The 16,919-nt window shown below is 72.1% G+C and carries 18 protein-coding genes; 11 read left to right on the forward strand and 7 right to left on the reverse strand.

The genetic code is table 11. From position 1 onward, the window contains the following. The first annotated feature begins 4 nt into the window (after positions 1-4). Positions 5-1,060: a cell division protein ZapE gene (gene zapE / locus IE247_RS15335; protein ID WP_190123823.1), complete on the forward strand. Its 1,056-nt coding sequence runs from the start codon at positions 5-7 to the stop codon at positions 1,058-1,060. A gap of 40 nt (positions 1,061-1,100) precedes the next feature. Beyond that, entirely contained in the window at positions 1,101-1,526 is a 426-nt protein-coding gene (locus tag IE247_RS15340; RefSeq protein ID WP_190123666.1) for an OsmC family protein, read from the forward strand. Between the two features lie 167 nt (positions 1,527-1,693). Here the strand turns inward: IE247_RS15340 and IE247_RS15345 are convergent, their stop codons facing one another. Both IE247_RS15345 and IE247_RS15350 read right to left on the reverse strand, forming a co-directional pair. Next, positions 1,694-2,551: a class I SAM-dependent methyltransferase gene (locus IE247_RS15345; protein WP_229869133.1), complete on the reverse strand. Its 858-nt coding sequence runs from the start codon at positions 2,549-2,551 to the stop codon at positions 1,694-1,696. Positions 2,552-2,605: 54 nt separating this feature from the next. Then, positions 2,606-3,019, reverse strand: coding sequence for an organic hydroperoxide resistance protein (locus IE247_RS15350; RefSeq protein ID WP_190123667.1), 414 nt, complete (start codon positions 3,017-3,019; stop codon positions 2,606-2,608). 108 nt (positions 3,020-3,127) lie between these two features. Between IE247_RS15350 and IE247_RS15355 the strand changes: the two genes are divergently transcribed. Then, positions 3,128-3,616 (forward strand): MarR family winged helix-turn-helix transcriptional regulator, encoded by a 489-nt coding sequence (locus IE247_RS15355; protein WP_190123668.1) that lies wholly within the window; start codon positions 3,128-3,130, stop codon positions 3,614-3,616. Positions 3,617-3,632: 16 nt separating this feature from the next. Here IE247_RS15355 and IE247_RS15360 read toward each other — a convergent pair whose 3' ends face one another. Further along, complete coding sequence (locus IE247_RS15360) at positions 3,633-4,157, reverse strand: cupin domain-containing protein (RefSeq protein WP_190123669.1); 525 nt, start codon at positions 4,155-4,157, stop codon at positions 3,633-3,635. Positions 4,158-4,282: 125 nt separating this feature from the next. Here IE247_RS15360 and IE247_RS15365 point away from each other — a divergent pair, with 125 nt between their 5' ends. Further along, complete coding sequence (locus IE247_RS15365) at positions 4,283-5,185, forward strand: polysaccharide deacetylase family protein (RefSeq protein WP_190123670.1); 903 nt, start codon at positions 4,283-4,285, stop codon at positions 5,183-5,185. An 18-nt stretch (positions 5,186-5,203) separates the two neighbouring features. On the opposite strand, the gene IE247_RS15370 is transcribed toward IE247_RS15365, so the two are convergent. Then, positions 5,204-5,404: a hypothetical protein gene (locus tag IE247_RS15370; RefSeq protein ID WP_190123671.1), complete on the reverse strand. Its 201-nt coding sequence runs from the start codon at positions 5,402-5,404 to the stop codon at positions 5,204-5,206. 51 nt (positions 5,405-5,455) lie between these two features. Continuing rightward, positions 5,456-6,127 (reverse strand): AIM24 family protein, encoded by a 672-nt coding sequence (locus IE247_RS15375; protein ID WP_190123672.1) that lies wholly within the window; start codon positions 6,125-6,127, stop codon positions 5,456-5,458. Between the two features lie 95 nt (positions 6,128-6,222). On the opposite strand from IE247_RS15375, the gene IE247_RS15380 reads away from it, so the two are divergent. From IE247_RS15380 to IE247_RS15400, 5 genes are all read left to right on the forward strand, one after another. Beyond that, complete coding sequence (locus IE247_RS15380) at positions 6,223-6,960, forward strand: aminoacyl-tRNA hydrolase (protein ID WP_190123825.1); 738 nt, start codon at positions 6,223-6,225, stop codon at positions 6,958-6,960. Positions 6,961-7,173: 213 nt separating this feature from the next. Next, the gene (locus tag IE247_RS15385) at positions 7,174-8,451 is read left to right on the forward strand and encodes a serine protease (RefSeq protein ID WP_190123673.1); all 1,278 of its coding nucleotides are present in this window, start codon (positions 7,174-7,176) and stop codon (positions 8,449-8,451) included. 167 nt (positions 8,452-8,618) lie between these two features. Next, positions 8,619-9,959 carry an MbnB/TglH/ChrH family RiPP precursor modification enzyme gene (locus IE247_RS15390; RefSeq protein ID WP_190123674.1) on the forward strand — a complete coding sequence of 447 codons (1,341 nt, stop codon included), beginning with the start codon at positions 8,619-8,621 and terminating at the stop codon, positions 9,957-9,959. 5 nt (positions 9,960-9,964) lie between these two features. Further along, a complete protein-coding gene (locus IE247_RS15395; protein ID WP_190123675.1) occupies positions 9,965-10,945 on the forward strand; it encodes a TIGR04222 domain-containing membrane protein in 981 nt (326 codons plus the stop codon). 176 nt (positions 10,946-11,121) lie between these two features. Continuing rightward, positions 11,122-12,723: an alpha/beta hydrolase gene (locus tag IE247_RS15400; RefSeq protein ID WP_190123676.1), complete on the forward strand. Its 1,602-nt coding sequence runs from the start codon at positions 11,122-11,124 to the stop codon at positions 12,721-12,723. Positions 12,724-12,822: 99 nt separating this feature from the next. Here IE247_RS15400 and hemQ read toward each other — a convergent pair whose 3' ends face one another. After that, positions 12,823-13,536 (reverse strand): hydrogen peroxide-dependent heme synthase, encoded by a 714-nt coding sequence (gene hemQ / locus IE247_RS15405; RefSeq protein WP_190123677.1) that lies wholly within the window; start codon positions 13,534-13,536, stop codon positions 12,823-12,825. A 4-nt stretch (positions 13,537-13,540) separates the two neighbouring features. Then, the gene (gene hemG / locus IE247_RS15410; protein ID WP_190123678.1) at positions 13,541-14,992 is read right to left on the reverse strand and encodes a protoporphyrinogen oxidase; all 1,452 of its coding nucleotides are present in this window, start codon (positions 14,990-14,992) and stop codon (positions 13,541-13,543) included. Positions 14,993-15,130: 138 nt separating this feature from the next. On the opposite strand from hemG, the gene IE247_RS15415 reads away from it, so the two are divergent. Both IE247_RS15415 and IE247_RS15420 read left to right on the forward strand, forming a co-directional pair. Next, on the forward strand, positions 15,131-16,510 hold the full coding sequence (locus IE247_RS15415) for an FAD-dependent oxidoreductase (protein WP_190123679.1): 1,380 nt from the start codon (positions 15,131-15,133) through the stop codon (positions 16,508-16,510). 198 nt (positions 16,511-16,708) lie between these two features. Then, the gene (locus tag IE247_RS15420; protein WP_190123680.1) at positions 16,709-16,864 is read left to right on the forward strand and encodes a hypothetical protein; all 156 of its coding nucleotides are present in this window, start codon (positions 16,709-16,711) and stop codon (positions 16,862-16,864) included. Positions 16,865-16,919: the final 55 nt, after the last annotated feature.

A 16,919-nucleotide genomic window follows, 5' to 3' on the forward strand; every position in this document is an offset into this window, starting at 1 on the left:
TGTCATGACCAGCGGCGTTCCGCAGTCACTCTGCGAACGCAGGCCCCACGTCCCCGCCGACCGGCTGGTCCGGGAGATGCAGCCGCCACCGCGTTTCGACGCCGTGCGCTTTGACACCTATGTGCCGGACCCGGGGCAGCCGAGCCAGGCGGCGGCGGTCGCCGCCCTCAGCTCGTTCGCGGCGGGCCTCGGCGGGGCGCACCCGAGCGGCTCGGGCCGCCGCCGGTGGTTCGCGAGGAAGCCCGCCGCACCGGCCGGCCCCCGGGGCGTCTACCTCGACGGCGGCTACGGCGTGGGCAAGACCCATCTGCTGGCCTCCCTCTGGCACGCCACTCCGGCCGATCCCTCGCTCAAGGCCTTCGGCACCTTCGTCGAACTCACCAATCTCGTCGGCGCGCTCGGCTTCCAGGAGACCGTGCGGACGCTGAGCGGACACCGGCTGCTGTGCATCGACGAGTTCGAGCTGGACGACCCGGGCGACACCGTCCTCGTGTCGAGCCTGCTGAAGAAGCTGGCCGAGGCGGGCGTGGCGCTGGCGGCCACCTCCAACACCCTGCCCGGGAAGCTCGGCGAGGGCCGGTTCGCCGCCGCCGACTTCCTCCGGGAGATCCAGGGGCTGTCCGCGCACTTCCTGCCGCTGCGGATCGACGGCGAGGACTACCGCCACCGGGGGCTTCCCGAGGCCCCGGCGCCGTACTCCGACGAGGTGGTCACGAAGACCGCGTACGCCACCGACGGGGCGTCCCTGGACTCCTTCCCCGGGCTGCTGGAGCATCTGGCGCGGATCCACCCCAGCGGTTACGGAGCCCTCACCGAGGGGCTGAGCACGGTCTGTCTGACCGATGTCGGCCCGGTGCCCGACCAGTCCACCGCACTGCGGCTGGTCGTCCTGGCCGACCGGCTCTACGACCGGGAGGTTCCGGTGCTCGCGTCCGGTCTCCCCTTCGACAGGCTCTTCAGCGAGGAGATGCTGAACGGGGGTTACCGGAAGAAGTACTTCCGGGCGATCTCCCGTCTCACCGCCCTGGCCCGTGACGCGAGGGATCTCCCGGGGCAGTAGGTTCGGGGAGTAAAGCTTTCCGTCTGAAGGGATTCACACCATGGCCACCACGCGCACGGCACACACGGTCTGGGAAGGCGAACTGCTCAAGGGCTCGGGCACCGTCACGTTCGACTCCTCCGGCATCGGTTCGCAGCCGGTCTCCTGGCCGTCCCGCGCCGAGCAGGCCAATGGCAAGACCAGCCCGGAGGAGCTGATCGCGGCGGCTCACTCCAGCTGCTTCTCGATGGCCCTCTCGCACGGTCTGACCGGCGCGGGCAACCCGCCGGCCCGTCTGGAGACCAAGGCCGACGTCACTTTCCAGCCGGGTGAGGGCATCACCGGTATCCACCTCACCGTGCGCGGCGAGGTGCCCGGTCTGGACGCCGGGGCGTTCGCCGAGGCCGCCGAGAACGCCAAGAAGAACTGCCCGGTCAGCCAGGCGCTGACGGGCACGACGATCACGCTCACGGCCGAGCTGGTCTGATCCTCGGTACGGCGGAGTCCCGCCGTACCGCACACGAGGTGCCGTGACCCGCACGGTTCACGTGCCGCGAGGCGCGTGAAGCACACGTGCGGGTCACATCTCTGTCCGCCGACGGGGAGAGGGAACTGCCTCATGTCGGCGACACCCCGTCAGCCACCCGGGAGGCGTCAGCCCTTCGCCGTGGTGAGCAGTGCGAAGAGGTGGGGGATCCGGGGGGAGCCCTCGGGCAGCCGCCACCAGCCGTTCTCGGTGCGCTCCATCTCCGGCCAGCGCGGCCAGGGCAGTTCCCCGTACTCGCGCAGCCGCTCGACGCCGAGACCGGCCCCGATCAGCGCGTTGATCACATCGTCCAGGCCGTACATCCACTCGTAGCAGTCCGTCGCGCCCTCGACCGCCGGACCGTCGGTGTAGGTGTGCGTCGCGTCCTGGAGGATGGCCCCCCGGCCGCTGAGGTAGTCGTGGCGCAGCAGCAGTTCGGGGGTGTCGTCGGGGCCGGGGGTGAGGCCGAGGGCCTGGAGGAGCGGGTGGAACTCCACGATGTAGAGCCGGCCGCCGGGGCGGAGCAGTCCGCTGACGGTCTCGGCCCAGCGCGGCAGGTCCGGCAGATAGCAGAGCGCGCCCTTGCCGGTGTAGACGATGTCGAACCGGCGCTCGCCCAGGGCCTTCGCCGCGTCGTAGACATTGGCGTGCACATAGTCGACGTCCTGGCCGGCCCGGGCGGCGATGTCGCGGGCGGCGGTCACGGCCGCGCCGGAGAGGTCGAGGCCGGTGGTGCGCGCCCCGCGCTGGGCGAAGGCGAGGGTCTCGGTGCCGAGATGACATTGGAGATGCAGTACGTCCCGGCCGGTCAACTCGCCCATGTCGGTCCACTCGAAGGGGGCGAACCAGCGGGCGGGGTCCGGGTCCTGGTCCACTCCGTAGAACCGGCTGGCGAGATGGACGGGGGTACGGGCGTCCCAGTTGGCCTCGTTGATCCGCATCTGCTCCGCCAGTTCGCGGGCGGTGTGCTCCTTTGACTCACTCATGGGGCCCATCCAACCGCGCCGCCCCCCGCCTCGGCACCACCTGCCCGACTACTCCTACTCGACGACGAGTTCGACGGGGATGTTGCCCCGGGTGGCCTTGGAGTACGGGCAGGCGGCGTGGGCCTTCTCGACGAGCGCCCGGCCCTGCTCGCCCTCCAGATGGGCGGGAAGCTCGACCCGTATGACGACGGAGAGGGCGAAGCCGCCGTCGGTGTCCTTGCCGATGCCGACCTCGGCGGTCACCGAGACGTCCTTGACGTCGGCCTTCTCCTGACGGCCGACGGCCCCCAGCGCACCGGCGAAGCAGGCGGCGTACCCGGCGGCGAAGAGCTGCTCGGGGTTGGTGCCCTTTCCGTCGCCGCCGAGGGCCGGCGGGAAGGCGAGCGGGAGGTCGAGCGTGCCGTCGGAGCTGACGGCACGGCCCTCGCGCCCGTTGGCGGTGGCTGCGGCGGTGTAGAGCGCGTCCATGACTGGCCTCTTCGTCTCGTCGGTGGTTCGTCGGAACACAACTACAACACACAATTGAGTTGCACACAACTTAATGGCGGGCGGAGGGCTCCCCGGTATGCTGGACGGATGGCCGAAACGACGCTCAGCGAGGTGCCGGAGGAGGACTTCCTCCGGCTGGACCAGCAGATCTGCTTCGCGCTGCACGCGGCGTCGCGCGCGTTCAACGGGGTGTACCGGGGCGCGCTGAAGGAGCTGGGGCTGACCTATCCGCAGTATCTGGTGATGCTGGTGCTCTGGGAGCACGGGGAGCTGCCGGTCAAGCGGATCGGCGAGCATCTGCGGCTGGACTCGGGCACGCTGTCGCCGCTGCTGAAGCGGCTGGAGTCGGCGGGGTACGTGGAGCGCAGGCGCAGCACCGAGGACGAGCGCTCGGTGACGGCGCGCCCCACCGCGGCGGGGGCGGCGCTGCGGGAGCGGGCGCGCGCGGTGCCGCGCGGGATCGCCGCGGCGACAGGGCTGCCCCTGGACCGGGTGCGGGCCCTGCGCGAGGAGCTGCACGCACTGACCCGCGCGCTCGACGACGCCCACCCCCCGCCGCTGCCGCCCCCGGCCTGACCGGCCCCGGCATCTTCTAGCCGGGGAACGCCGTGCCGCAGTGGGCGCAGTAGCGGGCGGCGGAAAGCTCGGCGGGGCGGTCGCAGGAGGGGCAGATCCGGCCGAGGAGACAGGCCGCCTCGCCGCCCTCGACCACGGGCGCGGGAGCCGGAGCGGGCGCGGCCACGGGAGCGGGCGACTGCGGGCCCCGGATACTCATGCCCGGCCGCCGCCGGTGCGCCGTGACATAGACGAGGCCCTCGCGGCCCGCGCTCACCGCCCGGCGCGTGCCGTGCGGCAGCCAGGCCACCGCCCCCGCCGCCAGCGGTTGCCGGCCCGCGTCCGTCTCCAGTTCACCGTCGCCGGTGACCACGCAGAGCAGGACGTCGAGGTCGGGCTCGACATGCCCGGGCACCCCCTCGCCCGGGGGCACCCGGATGAGATTCGCGTCCAGCTGCCGCTCCTGGGCCGCGAGCCGCCACAGCGCCCCGCCCCGGTCCGCCGGCGCGGCGGCCGCCTCCGCCATCCCCGCGAGCACCCCGGCCGTCGTGGGCCCTTCCATGCGATTCCTCCCGAGCGCCGATCCGGTCCGATCCGGTCCGATCCGGGCATCCTCCCAGACCCCGGACCGGCGCCCCGTCACCCTCGACACTCCGAAGGGAAGCAATATGTCCATTAAATTATGAAATGATCCTATATTTTTACTTCGTGATCATTTCTGTGCGAAGACTTACCGCGCTGGCCCTCCTGGGATCCGTACTCGTCGGCTGCGGCGGGAAGAGCGCCGCCGACAAGCCCGCCCCCAAACCGGCCGCCCCCAGCAAAGCCGCCGCGGCGGGGCCCCTCGGGACCAAGCAGCAGACCGTGACCCCGGTCTTCAAGCGCGCCGCCCTCCCCAAGGACGCCGACGGGGACGAGTTCAGCGAGTACAGCGACGAGAGCGAGTTCGAGGGGAAGACCGTCGCGCTCACCTTCGACGCCGACATGACCGCCGATCAGGGACGGCGGGCGCTGCGCGGCGAGCGCTTCGACAACCCCACCCTCATCGACGCGCTGCGCGAGCTGAAGGTCCCCTCCACGGTCTTCATGACGGGCCGCTGGGCCGAGGAGTACCCCGACCAGGCCAGAGACATCGGAGCCGATCCGCTCTTCGAGGTGGCCAACCACTCCTACAGCCACTACGCCTTCACCCCGAAGTGCTACGGCCTGCCGCAGGTCGCCAAGAACCGCATGCTCGCCGATGTGAACCGCGGCTTCGCCGCCATCCGCAAGAGCGGGGCGCGCAATGTGGTGCCGTACTTCCGCTTCCCCGGCGGCTGCTACGACGACGGCGCGCTGCGCGCCATCGCCCCGGCCGGGGTGACCGCCGTCCAGTGGGACGTGGTCGGCGGGGACGCCTTCTCGGGGGACCCGGACGCCGTCGCCGAGCAGGTGCTCGAAGAGGTGAAGCCCGGCTCCGTGGTGGTCCTCCACTGCACCCGCAGCGCGGCCCCCGTCACCGAGCAGGCCCTGCGCACGATCGTGCCCGAACTGCGCGACCGGGGCTACCGCATGGTGAAGGTCTCCGAGCTGATGAAGAAGAAACGCTGACCCGGCGAGGGGACGGGATCAGCCCGAGCAGGCCGTCCGCTGGGCCTCCTGCCACTCGCAGACCGGGCAGAGGGTGACGCCCTTCACCGATTCCGGGTACTCGGTCGGCTCACGGCACAGTACGCACTCGGCGAAGGGCTCGTCCGGGACCGGCGGACGCGCGGGGGCGGAGCCGGGACCGGGCCCGCCGCCCGGCGTCTCGCAGTACGAATCGTCCATGCGTACGAGCCTACTCCGGCGCGCCCACGGCGCGGCCGGCCTTCCGCGGCCTCAGTTCGAGGTCTGGGGAACGAGTTCGCTGGGGCGCACGATGACGATGCCCTCGCCCTGGAGCATCAGCTGAACGGCCTCGCCGGAGCCGCCGCGCACCATCGAGCCGAAGGACTGGGAGCGGTTCAGCGAGGTCGCGAGGCCCGCGCTCCAGCCGACGACCGCGTCGGTGTCCACGCACACCGGCTGGTCGGGGGTGACCGGGATCACGATGGGGTTGCCCTCGCAGATGATGGCGAGCTTGCCGTGGCCGGTGAAGACGCTGTTGAAGAGTCCGCCGCCGGCCGAGCCCGCGCCCTTCACCGTCTTTATCTCGTAGGAGAGGCTGGAGTCGAAACAGAGGACGTTGCGGCCGTTGACGGTCAGGGAGTCGCCCTGCTCGATGTCGATGATGAAGCAGTTCGCCGCCTCGTGCGCGAACCACGCCTCGCCCTGTCCGCGTACGGACATCAGCGGCAGCCCTTCCCCGGTGACGGCCCGCTTGAGCAGGCCGCCGATGCCCTGGCTCTTCCGCTCGAACTGGAGATCGCCGCGGAAGGCGATCATCGACCCCTGCCGTGCCTGCATCTCGCCGTTGACGGCGTACTTGATCGACTTGGCGTTCTGCTGGGTCATTCCGGCAACGGTGGCCCGCTGGGCCATGTTCTCCGAGGAGAAGAGATCGCTTTTCATGGGTGCATACTCACCCGGAGTGGCTTGTTACGACAAGAAATATCCTTGATCACGGCGAATCGGCGCGTCGGGGCCGCGCGGGCCGGGCTGGCAGAATCGCGGGTGTGAGCAGCGACTTCGACAGCACCGAGACCCACTCCGACCAGCGCGACGAGCGCGACGAGGCGCCCCAGTTCGTACTGCCGCTGGTGGTGCGGATCGAGAAGACCGATCCACCGGCCCGTACCGACGCGCTGGAGACGGCGGCCCGCGCGGTGCTCACGCTCCTCGCCGACGAGCGCTCGCTGGGTGAGGGCGAGGACGAGGGCGAGTGGGCGCGGGCCGTGCGGGACTGGCAGGACGCCCGGATCCGCAAGGTGGTGCGACGGGCGCGCGGCGCGGAGTGGCGGAAGGCGTCGGAGCTGCCGGGCATCACCGTGACCGGCGAGCACGCGGAGGTACGCGTGTTCCCGCCCGTGCCGCTGGACGGCTGGCCCAAGGAGCTGGCCAAGCTCCAGGTCTCGGGCACCGATCTGGACGATCCGGAGGCCCCCGCCGAGCCCGCCCCCGGCGGGCCGGTGCTGTGGATGAGCCCCGGTCTCGACATGTCCGCCGGCAAGGCCATGGCACAGGCGGGCCACGGCGCGCAGCTCGCCTGGTGGGAGCTGTCGGAGGCGGAGCGCGCCGCCTGGGCCGCGTCCGGCTTCGCCCTCTCGGTGCGTACGGCGGAGCCCGGCCGGTGGGCCGGGCTGGCGGCGAGCGGGCTGCCGCTCGTCCGGGACGCGGGTTTCACGGAGATCGCGCCGGGCTCGGCGACGGTGATCGCCGAGCATCCCGCGCTGACCGGGAAATAGGGAGCCCACCGCACAAGCATCGCCTTAACACGAAATTCGGGGTTAATGCAGCGCCGCGCCGCGGCGTCGGGAAATCGCTTATCACATATCACGAACTGGCGATCATGGGCATGCCAAGTTAGCTTATTCGGTGAACTTTTCGTTCCCCCACGAGGAGAGCCGATGCGCAACGCAATCAGATATTTACTATCACTTGTGGTGCTTTTAGGCGCCGTGAGTTTCTCCGGCACCCCGGCCGCCGCCCTCCCCGAAACCCCCATCACGGACATCAAACCGCGCCTCGCCGCACTCCCGGAAGTGGCCTCCGTCCGGGAGACCACCAGCTGGGAGGATTGGGACCGGCGCGTGTACGAGGTCTTCTTCACCCAGCCGAAGGATCACCGCGACCCGGCGGCGGGCACCTTCCGGCAGAAGGTCGTCGTCTACCACCGGGGCGAGCGACTGCCCACGGCGCTGATTCCCACCCAGCACGCCTACGGGGACCCGCTGGGCATCACCTTCCTCAAGAACGAGGTCAGGGTGGAGCAGCGCTTCCTGCCCGGTTCGGAGCTGGTCCCCAAGGACCTGTCGAAGCTGAACATCCGGCAGCTGGCGGACGATCTGCACCGGGTGACGGTCGCGATGAAGAGAATCTACGACCAGAGGTGGCTGTCCACCGGCATGGCGTTGACCGGCGAGGTAGCCACGTACCACCGCCGCTTCTACCCGAACGACGTGGTGGGCACCTATGTCGTAGGAGCCAGGAACGATGCCCACAACGACGACGACTCGGCGTACGAGGCCCACCTCGCCCAGCGGAACACCCCCGAGTGCAGGGAACGGATCGAGTCCTTCCAGCGCGAGGCCCTGATACGCCGGGACGAACTGGTGGAGCTCTACCGTCAGTACGCCCAGCAGGAGGGCTTCACCTTCCAGCTGGTCGGTTCGGTGGACCGGGCCTTCGAAATCTCGGTCACGGACTTTCAGTGGCGGTACTGGCAGCAGCTGGCGGCCGATGGGATGTGCCCCTACATCCCCTCCGAAACCGCCACCACGGCCGCGATCTGGGACCAGCTCCGCCTGGTGAGCGCCAACCACACCCGCGCCGACTGGACGCTGCGCTGGGAGGAGGCCAACATCTATCTGGCCGGGACCCAGACCGGCTGGCCCGCCATCAGCACCCCGCACCTGGACGATCTGCTGCGTTACCCCGGCATCAACAATCCGCGCACCTTCGTCGACCGCGCCGTCCCGATGCAATTCGACAACGGCGCGATGGCGGACATCGACACCTGGGTGCGCGAGCATTCCTCAAACATGATCTACGTCTACGGGGAGTACAGCCCGATAGGCGCAGAACCCTTCCAGGTGAATGAGAGCAGGGATTCAAAGGTTTATGTCGGTCCCACATACGGAGACTTCTCCTATCTGACTCCGGCGGATCAGAAGGAGATCGAAGCAAAACTCAAGGAATGGGCCGGCGTGGCCGAACAGCCGCCCGCGAGAGGCTGACGGACCGCTCCCCCGGTCGGCCGGCCCGGGGCCGGCCGGGGAGCCGGAAGGACGGGGAGGGGAACCTCAAATCATCCTCTGAACGTCCCAGCTCCGGGGTTCGACACCGATCGGCGGGGTCATGACCCTGACACGCCCGTGCCGTCCGGCGGGCAGAGGAGGGGGACATGGAGCTCGGTATCGGAATCGGCTGGCGGCCCGAGATCGCCGAGGCGGTCGAGTCACTGCCCGGCGTCGACTGGGTCGAGGTCGTCGCGGAGAACATCTGCCCGTGCCATCTGCCCGACTCGCTGACCCGGCTGCGCTCGCGCGGGGTCGCCGTGGTGCCCCACGGGGTGTCGCTGGGACTCGGCGGCGCGGACCGGCCGTCCGGGCGCAAGCTCACGGAGCTGGCGGAGCGGGCCCAGGCACTGGGCTCGCCGCTGGTGACGGAGCACATCGCGTTCGTGCGCGCCGGGGGCGCGCTCACCGCCTCGCCCCCGCTGGAGGCGGGGCATCTGCTGCCCGTCCCGCGCACCCGGGAAGCGCTCAAGGTGCTCTGCGAGAACGTCCGGGTGGCCCAGGACTCGCTGCCGGTGCCGCTGGCGCTGGAGAACATCGCGGCGCTGATCTCCTGGCCCGGCCAGGAGATGACGGAGGGGCAGTTCCTGGCCGAGCTGGTGGAGCGCACCGGCGTGGGGCTGCTGATCGACGTCGCCAATCTCCACACCAATCTGGTGAACCACGGCGAGGACCCGGCCGCCGCGCTGGACGAGCTGCCGGTCGAGGCGATCGCGTACGTCCATGTGGCGGGCGGCGTCGAGCGCGACGGCGTCTGGCACGACACCCACGCCCACCCGGTCGCCGAACCCGTGCTGGACGTCCTGCGCGAGCTGCGCTCCCGGGTCAGCCCTCCCGGGGTGCTGCTGGAGCGCGACGACGACTTCCCGGCCGCCGCCGAGCTGGGCGGCGAGCTGGCCGCGATCCGGGAGGCGATACGCCTCGGCCCGCCGCACGTCGCAGAAGCGCCACAGGCGCGGGAGGTCCGGGAGGTCCGGGAGGTCCGGGAGGTCCGGGAGGTCCGGGAGAGGGCGGCGAGCGGGCCCGGCGAGGAGGACGGCCCCGCCCGGGAGCGGCTCGGCATCGCCCAGGCCGCGCTGCTGTCCTCGCTGGTCGCCGGCACCCCCGCGCCCGAGGGCTTCGACCACCGGCGGCTCGGGGTGCAGCGGCGGGCGCTCGCCGCCAAGCGGGCCTCGGTCGTCGCCAGGATCGCGCCCGAACTGCCCGCGATCCTCGGGGACGGCTACCGGCCCGCGTTCCTCGCGTACGCCAGGAACCGGCCGCTGCGCTCCGGCTACCGGCGCGACGCCCTCGACTTCGCCGAACAGCTGCTGCTCGCCGGGCAGCCCGCCGACGACAAGTCCCGCCGGGAACTGACGATTTGGTGGGAGGATCGGATCGCGCCCCGCCCACCCCGGCGTGCCAAGCGGATCGTACGCGCCGCGCGCGCCGCCCTCGTACGGAGGTAGAACCCATGCGGACCATGGAGACCGTGGTCGTGTACGCCTCTGGGACGATCGGCCTCTGGTCGGCCGCCCTGATCCTCCGCATACGGGCGATCCGCCGCGCCGAACTGGCCGCGGGCCTCGGCCAGACGGTCGACGACCCGTATGACGCGGCCTTCCTCGCGGGCGGCCCCGGCCGGGTCGTGGACACCGCGCTCGCCGTGATGCACCTGGACGGACGGATCCGGATCGGCGGACCGGGCATCGTCGCGGCCGTGGCCCCGACGGCAGACCCGGCGGGCGGCCCGGCGGCGCACGACCCGGTGGAGCGGGCGGTGCTGGAGCGGCTGGCCGTCGCGCCGAACGGCTCGCTCAGCCAGGTGCGGGGCGCGGTGATGCGCTCGCGCGCCGTCCAGGACATCGGGGACGCGCTCGCCGCGCGGGGGCTGATGACGCCCCCGAAGCGCCGCCGGAGGGCGCTGAGCTTCTGGGGGCATCTGCTCAGCTCGCTCAGCGTCCTCGCGATACCCGTCTCCATCGTGGTGACCGTCATCGGCTCCGGCCTGGCGGCGAGCCCCTTCGGCGTGCCGTTCATCCTGCCGCTCCTGCCCGCCATCGTCCTCGGCCTGGGGGTCGGCAGCCATGCCGTCGGCTTCGCGGACCGACGGACCACCAAGCCCGGCCGCAGAGCGCTCAAGGCCCACGGCGCGCGGTACGCGGAGGCCGGGGACCCGGCGCGGCTGGTCGCGACGAAGGGCCCGAGCGCGGTGCCCGACGCGGCGCTGAGGCCCGTGCTGGTGGCCGCCGCCCTCGCACCCGTGGTGTTCGTCGCCGCGGCCGCCGGGGGCGGCGGCTCGTCGGAGGCGGAGGCCGCCGCCCAGTGGTGCGGCTCGGCCCCGGGCGGGAGCTGCGGAGCATCCGGCGAGGGCGACGGGAGCGGAGCCTCGGGGGGCGGCGACGGAGGGGACGGCGGCGGCTGCGGAGGGTGCGGCGGCTGCGGCTGCGGCTGACCCGCCCGGCGGCGGACACGGCGTACGCGGGGGGGGCGCGCTCAAGTACCCGGACGGCGCATCGGAGTCATCGCGGACGACACCGTACGACGGTGCTTTACATGCCCCCGCCCGCCACGAAGGATCCCTTGACCGCCGTCGGCCCAGACGCGGGCTCAGAGGGGAACGGGAACGGGATGAGAGCAGTCGCGAGGTACGGGGTGGCGGCGGCGATCGCACCGCTGATCGCCGGGACGCTGGCGGTGTCGCCCGCCGGCGGGGCCGCCGCCCAGGACGCCGAGTCCCGGGGCACCGCGATCGCCGCCCGGCGCGCCGCCGCCGAGGGCATCGACTTCGGCGACTGCCACCCGGCGGAGCGGCTGCCGGCCGCCGTGCGCTGCGGCACCGTCGACGTACCGCTCGACTACGCCGAACCCGACGGCCGGCGGATCGCGCTGACGGTCAGCCGGGTCCCGGCGACCGGCGAACCGGAGCGGTACCAGGGGGCGTTCGTCTACAACCCCGGCGGACCCGGCGCTTCCAGCATGTACTTCCCGCTGGCCGGGACGCTGCCCGAGTGGAAGCGGATCGCCCGCGCCTACGACCTGGTGGGATACGCCCCGCGCGGGGTGGCCCGGTCGGCCCCGCTGTCCTGCCAGGACCCGAAGGAGTATCTGAAGGCCCCCACCCAGTCCCCGGTCCACCCCTCCCCCGCCGAGAAGCGGGAGCGGCGGGCGGCGGCGAAGGCGTACGCGGACGGCTGCGCCCGCACCATGGGCCCCGCGCTGCGGCACTACACCTCGCTCAACAACGCCCGGGACCTCGATGTGCTGCGGGCGGCGCTCGGCCAGCCCCGGCTGACCTTCATGGGAGCCTCGTACGGCACCTACTTCGGCGCGCTGTACGCGACGCTCTTCCCCTCCCATGTGCGCCGGATGGTCTTCGACTCGGCGGTCGACCCGGCGCGCGAGAAGATCTGGTACCGCAGCAATCTTGCCCAGTCGCTGGCGTTCGAGAGCCGCTGGGCCGACTTCCGCGCCTGGGCCGCCCGGCACGACAAGACCTTCGGGCTCGGGACCACCCCGGAGGCGGTGGCCGAGAGCTACGAGAGGGCGCGGGCCCGTCTCGCGGTGACACCGGCGGGCGGTGTGGTGGGCCCGGGACAGCTCCAGTCGGCGTTCCTCGGGACCGCCTACTACGACGACTACTGGCAGCCCCGCGCGCGGGCCCTCTCGGAGTATCTGCGCGGCGATGAGGAGCCGCTGATCGCCCAGGCCGCACCCCGGCCGGGCGGTGCGAAGGACGCGGAGAACTCCAACGCCGTCTACACCGCCGTGGAGTGCAACGACGCGCCCTGGCCCACCGACTGGGAGGTGTGGGACCGCGACAACACCGAACTCGCCCGCCAGGCCCCCTTCGAGACCTGGGACAACGTGTGGGCGAATCTGCCGTGCGCCTACTGGTCCGCGCCGCGGCAGCGGCCGCTGGAGGTGCGGACGAAGCGGGGCGCGCTGCCGCCGGTGCTGATCCTGGCGGCCGAGCGGGACGCGGCGACGCCCTACGCGGGGGCGAGGGAGCTGGCACGGCGGCTGAAGGGCGCGGTGCTCATCACCGAGGAGGACGCCGGGACCCATGGCATCGGCGGAGGGCCCAACGGCTGTGTCAACGCGCATCTGGAGAACTATCTGCTGCGCGGACAGACGCCGGTGCGGCGCGCTGCGTGCGCGCCGCACCCGGAGCCGGACCCGGTGTCGCTGGACCGGAGCGCGGCACGGCCGAAGCCGCCGCACAACGTCTGATCTTCCGGGTCTGAGAGGCCGGGCCCGCTGGGTGCGCACCGGCCTTCGTTCGGTGGAGCCGTGAGACTCCCGAGGTGTCGCGTGGATCGGTGATCGGGCTCAGGCGAGCCCGGCCACCAGCTCCGTGACCGACTTGCGGCGGCCCGTGTAGAACGGGACCTCCTCGCGGACGTGCATACGGGCCTCGGACGCGCGCAGATGGCGCATCAGGTCGACGATACGGTGCAGCTCGTCCGCTTCGAAAGCGAGGATCCACTCGTAGTCGCCGAGGGAGAACGACGCGACCGTGTTGGCGCGCACGTCCGGGTAGCCGCGGGCCATCTTGCCGTGGTCGGCGAGCATCCGGCGGCGGTCCTCGTCGGGCAGCAGATACCAGTCGTACGAACGGACGAACGGGTAGACGCTGACGTACTCCCGGGCGTTCTCGTCGGCGAGGAACGCGGGGATGTGCGACTTGTTGAACTCGGCGGGGCGGTGCAGCGCCATGTTCGACCAGACCGGCTCCAGCGCGCGGCCCAGACGGGTGCGGCGGAAGAGGTTGTAGGCCTCCTGGAGCTCGTCGGCGGTCTCGGCGTGCCACCAGACCAGGACGTCGGCGTCCGCGCGCAGCCCGGAGAGGTCGTAGACGCCGCGGACGGTGACGTCCTTGGCGGCGAGCTTGTCGAACAGCTCCTGGACCTCCTCCGCGTAACCGGAGCGGTCCTCGGGCAGCACATCGCGCAGCTTGAAGACGGACCACAGCGTGTACCGGATGACCTCGTTGAGGTCCTTGGCCTTCTTGCCTGCGTTCGGGATCTTTTCGGGCGCACTCATGGATCTATTGTCCCGCGCCCTGATCAGTGCCCAGCGCCAGGGTGGGCGTGGCGAGAATCTCGTCCGCCGCGCGCTGTCCGTCGGCGATGCAGGCGGGGATGCCCACCCCGTCGTACACGGCCCCGCAGACCCGCAGTCCGGGGAGTTCGGCGATCTCCTGGCGGATGCGCGCGACCTGGTCGAGATGGCCCACCGGGTACTGCGGCAGGCCGTCGATCCAGCGGGTGACGTCGGTGGCGACGGGCCTGGCGGCGATCCCGGCGGCGGTGCCGAGGTCGCGCAGGGAGGCGGCGACGAGGTCGGTGTCGTCGCGGGTCAGCTGCTCCTCCTCGCCGTACCGGCCGAGCGAGGTGCGCAGTACGAAGAGGTCCGGGGCGGCCTTGGCGGCCCACTCCCACTTCTGGCTGGAGAAGGTGGAGGCCTTGATGGCGCGGCCGTCGGCCGGGGGGACGAGGAAGCCGCTGCCGGCCGGGAGTCCGGCCAGGTCGGCGCGGCGGAAGGCGAGGGTGACCAGGGCCATGGAGGCGTATTCGACCCGGCCGAGCCCGGCGGCCGCGGCGGGCGACTCGGCGGCGAGGAGATCGGCGGCGGCCCAGGCGGGTGTGGCGACGATCACGGCGTCGGCGTGGATCAGCCGGCGGTCGGTGCGGACCTGCCAGCCGCGGTCGGTGCGGCCGAGGCCGAGTACGGGGGTGCCGGTGCGGATCTCGCCGCCGAGGGCGCGTACGGCGTCGGCGACCGCGCCGGGCAGGGTGCCGACGCCGCCCTCGATGCCGAGGAAGACGGGCCCGCCGGCCTGCTCCTCGCGGGTGAGCCGCTGGACCTCGTGGACCGCGTCGAGCAGGTAGCCGTGTCGCCGGGCGGCCTCGAAGAGCCGGGGCACGGCCGCGCGCAGCGAGATGCGGTGCGCGTTCCCCGCGTACACCCCGCCGAGCAGCGGTTCCACCAGCCGGTCGACGACCTCGGGGCCGAGGCGCTCGGCGACGTACGCGCCGATCGCGATGTCGTCGCCGATCTCGGCGGGGGGCAGCTCGCGCTCGCGGGCGATCCGGGCGACGCCCTCGGCGGAGAGCAGCCCGGCGAGGGCCTCGGGGGTGCCGGGGACGCCCATCACATGGCCCTTGGGCATCGGGCGCAGGGCGTCGCGGGTCCAGACGGACGCGGTGGCGGTGGCGGGCGGGCTCAGCCGGTCGCCGAGGCCCACGGCGCGGGCGAGGTCGATCGCCTCGGGGCGGCGGGCGAGGAGGGACTCCGCCCCGAGGTCGACGGGGGCGGCGGCGATCTCGCCGGTCCGCAGCTTGCCGCCGAGGCGCTCGGTGGACTCCAGGAGGGTCACCCGGACTCCGGCGGCCGCCAGCCGGTGGGCGGCGGCGAGGCCGGAGATCCCGCCGCCGATGACGACGGCGTGGGCGGCCGGGGTGGGACCCGCTGGGTCCGTACGCGGGGAGGACTGCATGGCTCCACTCTCTCAAACGCCGTATCGGGCCCCGACCGTGACCGGTCCGGGGGACGCCGGGGGCCGGGGCCGGGCCGTCCCCGGTCCGTCCCCGGGCCGGACCGGGGACGGCGGGGCGCACCCCGTAGCGTGGCTCCCATGGCAGCTGAGCGACTGGTGGTCGTCGGGGGCGACGCGGCGGGCATGTCGGCCGCGTCGCAGGCCCGGAGGTTCAAGGGACCGGACGAGCTGGAGATCGTCGCGTTCGAGCGCGGCCACTTCGGTTCGTACTCGGCGTGCGGGATCCCGTACTGGGTCGGCGGGCAGGTCGGCGAGCGCGCCGAGCTGATCGCCCGTACCCCCGCCGAGCACCGGGAGCGCGCGATCGATCTGCGGACGCGCACCGAGGTGACGGAGATCGACCTCGCGGGCGGGCGGGTGCTCTCGCGCGATCTGGAGAGCGGGGCCGAGGAGTGGACCGGCTACGACAAGCTGGTGCTGGCCACCGGCGCGCGGCCGGTACGGCCGCCGGTGCCGGGCATCGACGCGCCGGGGGTGTACGGCGTCCAGACGCTGGACGACGGGCAGGCGCTGCTGGACGGTCTGTCCGCCGTCGGCGGGGGCGGGCGCGCGGTGGTGGTGGGCGCCGGGTACATCGGTGTGGAGATGGCGGAGGCGCTGCTGAACCGGGGCTTCGCGGTGACGGTCCTCAACCGGGGCGAGCAGCCGATGTCCACGCTCGACCCGGACATGGGCCGGCTGGTGCACACCGCGATGGACGGCCTGGGGATCGTCACGGTGAACGGGGCCGGGGTCACCGGGGTCCGCACGGGCGCGGACGGCCGGGCGGTGGCGGTGGCCACGCGGGACGCCGAGTATCCGGCGGATGTGGTGGTCCTGGGGACGGGGGTGGAGCCGGAGACCGGACTCGCCCGGGCGGCGGGGCTGCCGCTGGGGGTGTACGGCGGGCTGCTGACCGATCTGTCGATGCGGGTGCGCGGCCGGGAGGAGATCTGGGCAGGCGGTGACTGTGTGGAGGTGCTCGACCTGGTCTCGGGCCGGGAGCGGCATGTGCCGCTGGGCACCCACGCGAACAAGCACGGCCAGGTGATCGGGGCGAACGTGGGCGGCGGCTACGGCACCTTCCCCGGGGTGGTGGGCACGGCGGTCAGCAAGGTGTGCGACCTGGAGATCGCCCGTACCGGGCTGCGGGAGAGGGACGCGGCCGAGGTGGGGCTGCGGTATGTGACCGTCACGATCGAGTCGACCAGCCGGGCGGGCTACTACCCGAGCGCGGCCCCGATGACGGTGAAGATGCTCGCGGAGCGCCGTACCGGGCGGCTGCTGGGGGTGCAGATCGTAGGCCGGGAGGGCGCGGCGAAGCGGGTGGACGTGGCGGCGGTGGCGCTGACCGCCGGTATGACGGTGGAGGCGATGACGGCGCTGGACCTGGGGTACGCACCGCCGTTCTCCCCGGTCTGGGACCCGGTTCTGGTGGCCGCGCGCAAGGCGGTGTCGGCGGTTCGCGCCGCCGGTTGAAATACGGCGTTAATGCTCTTTCCGACCGTCCGGCGGGCCTTCCCCGCCGGGCGGTTATTTCATGAGGGTTCTCTCATCTCGCGGCGGATTAGAGTTCTCTCATTAAGTGATCCATTGACATGCCACAGATAACTCTCTTAACTTCCGGTTAAGCGGAAATGCGGCCCCCGCCGCATACCGGATTATCGGAGGTCTGTTATGGAACAGCTCATCAAGAAGATGGCCCAGGACGACATCTGGCGCGCCTGGAACGCCGTCAACTCGGCCGATGCCGCCGCCAAGAACGGCTGTATCAGCGCCACGGGCAAGACGGGCTGCATCAGCGCGTCGCCCAAGGCCGGCTGCATCTCCTGACCAGCCGCCGCTGACGGAAGACCCGGGGGCCGGACGGCGCCGACGGCTGCCGTCC

Source organism: Streptomyces inusitatus, from assembly GCF_014651115.1.
Lineage (GTDB): Bacteria > Actinomycetota > Actinomycetes > Streptomycetales > Streptomycetaceae > Streptomyces > Streptomyces amakusaensis.

Bases quoted from the DNA above. Each gene is read 5' to 3' on its own strand.
- zapE (WP_190123823.1), top strand. From the start codon at position 5: ATGACCAGCGGCGTTCCGCAGTCACTCTGCGAACGCAGGCCCCACGTC.
- IE247_RS15340 (WP_190123666.1), top strand. From the start codon at position 1,101: ATGGCCACCACGCGCACGGCACACACGGTCTGGGAAGGCGAACTGCTC.
- IE247_RS15345 (WP_229869133.1), bottom strand. From the start codon at position 2,551: ATGAGTGAGTCAAAGGAGCACACCGCCCGCGAACTGGCGGAGCAGATG.
- IE247_RS15350 (WP_190123667.1), bottom strand. From the start codon at position 3,019: ATGGACGCGCTCTACACCGCCGCAGCCACCGCCAACGGGCGCGAGGGC.
- IE247_RS15355 (WP_190123668.1), top strand. From the start codon at position 3,128: ATGGCCGAAACGACGCTCAGCGAGGTGCCGGAGGAGGACTTCCTCCGG.
- IE247_RS15360 (WP_190123669.1), bottom strand. From the start codon at position 4,157: ATGGAAGGGCCCACGACGGCCGGGGTGCTCGCGGGGATGGCGGAGGCG.
- IE247_RS15365 (WP_190123670.1), top strand. From the start codon at position 4,283: ATGATCCTATATTTTTACTTCGTGATCATTTCTGTGCGAAGACTTACC.
- IE247_RS15370 (WP_190123671.1), bottom strand. From the start codon at position 5,404: ATGGACGATTCGTACTGCGAGACGCCGGGCGGCGGGCCCGGTCCCGGC.
- IE247_RS15375 (WP_190123672.1), bottom strand. From the start codon at position 6,127: ATGAAAAGCGATCTCTTCTCCTCGGAGAACATGGCCCAGCGGGCCACC.
- IE247_RS15390 (WP_190123674.1), top strand. From the start codon at position 8,619: ATGGAGCTCGGTATCGGAATCGGCTGGCGGCCCGAGATCGCCGAGGCG.
- IE247_RS15395 (WP_190123675.1), top strand. From the start codon at position 9,965: ATGCGGACCATGGAGACCGTGGTCGTGTACGCCTCTGGGACGATCGGC.
- IE247_RS15400 (WP_190123676.1), top strand. From the start codon at position 11,122: ATGAGAGCAGTCGCGAGGTACGGGGTGGCGGCGGCGATCGCACCGCTG.
- hemQ (WP_190123677.1), bottom strand. From the start codon at position 13,536: ATGAGTGCGCCCGAAAAGATCCCGAACGCAGGCAAGAAGGCCAAGGAC.
- hemG (WP_190123678.1), bottom strand. From the start codon at position 14,992: ATGCAGTCCTCCCCGCGTACGGACCCAGCGGGTCCCACCCCGGCCGCC.
- IE247_RS15415 (WP_190123679.1), top strand. From the start codon at position 15,131: ATGGCAGCTGAGCGACTGGTGGTCGTCGGGGGCGACGCGGCGGGCATG.
- IE247_RS15420 (WP_190123680.1), top strand. From the start codon at position 16,709: ATGGAACAGCTCATCAAGAAGATGGCCCAGGACGACATCTGGCGCGCC.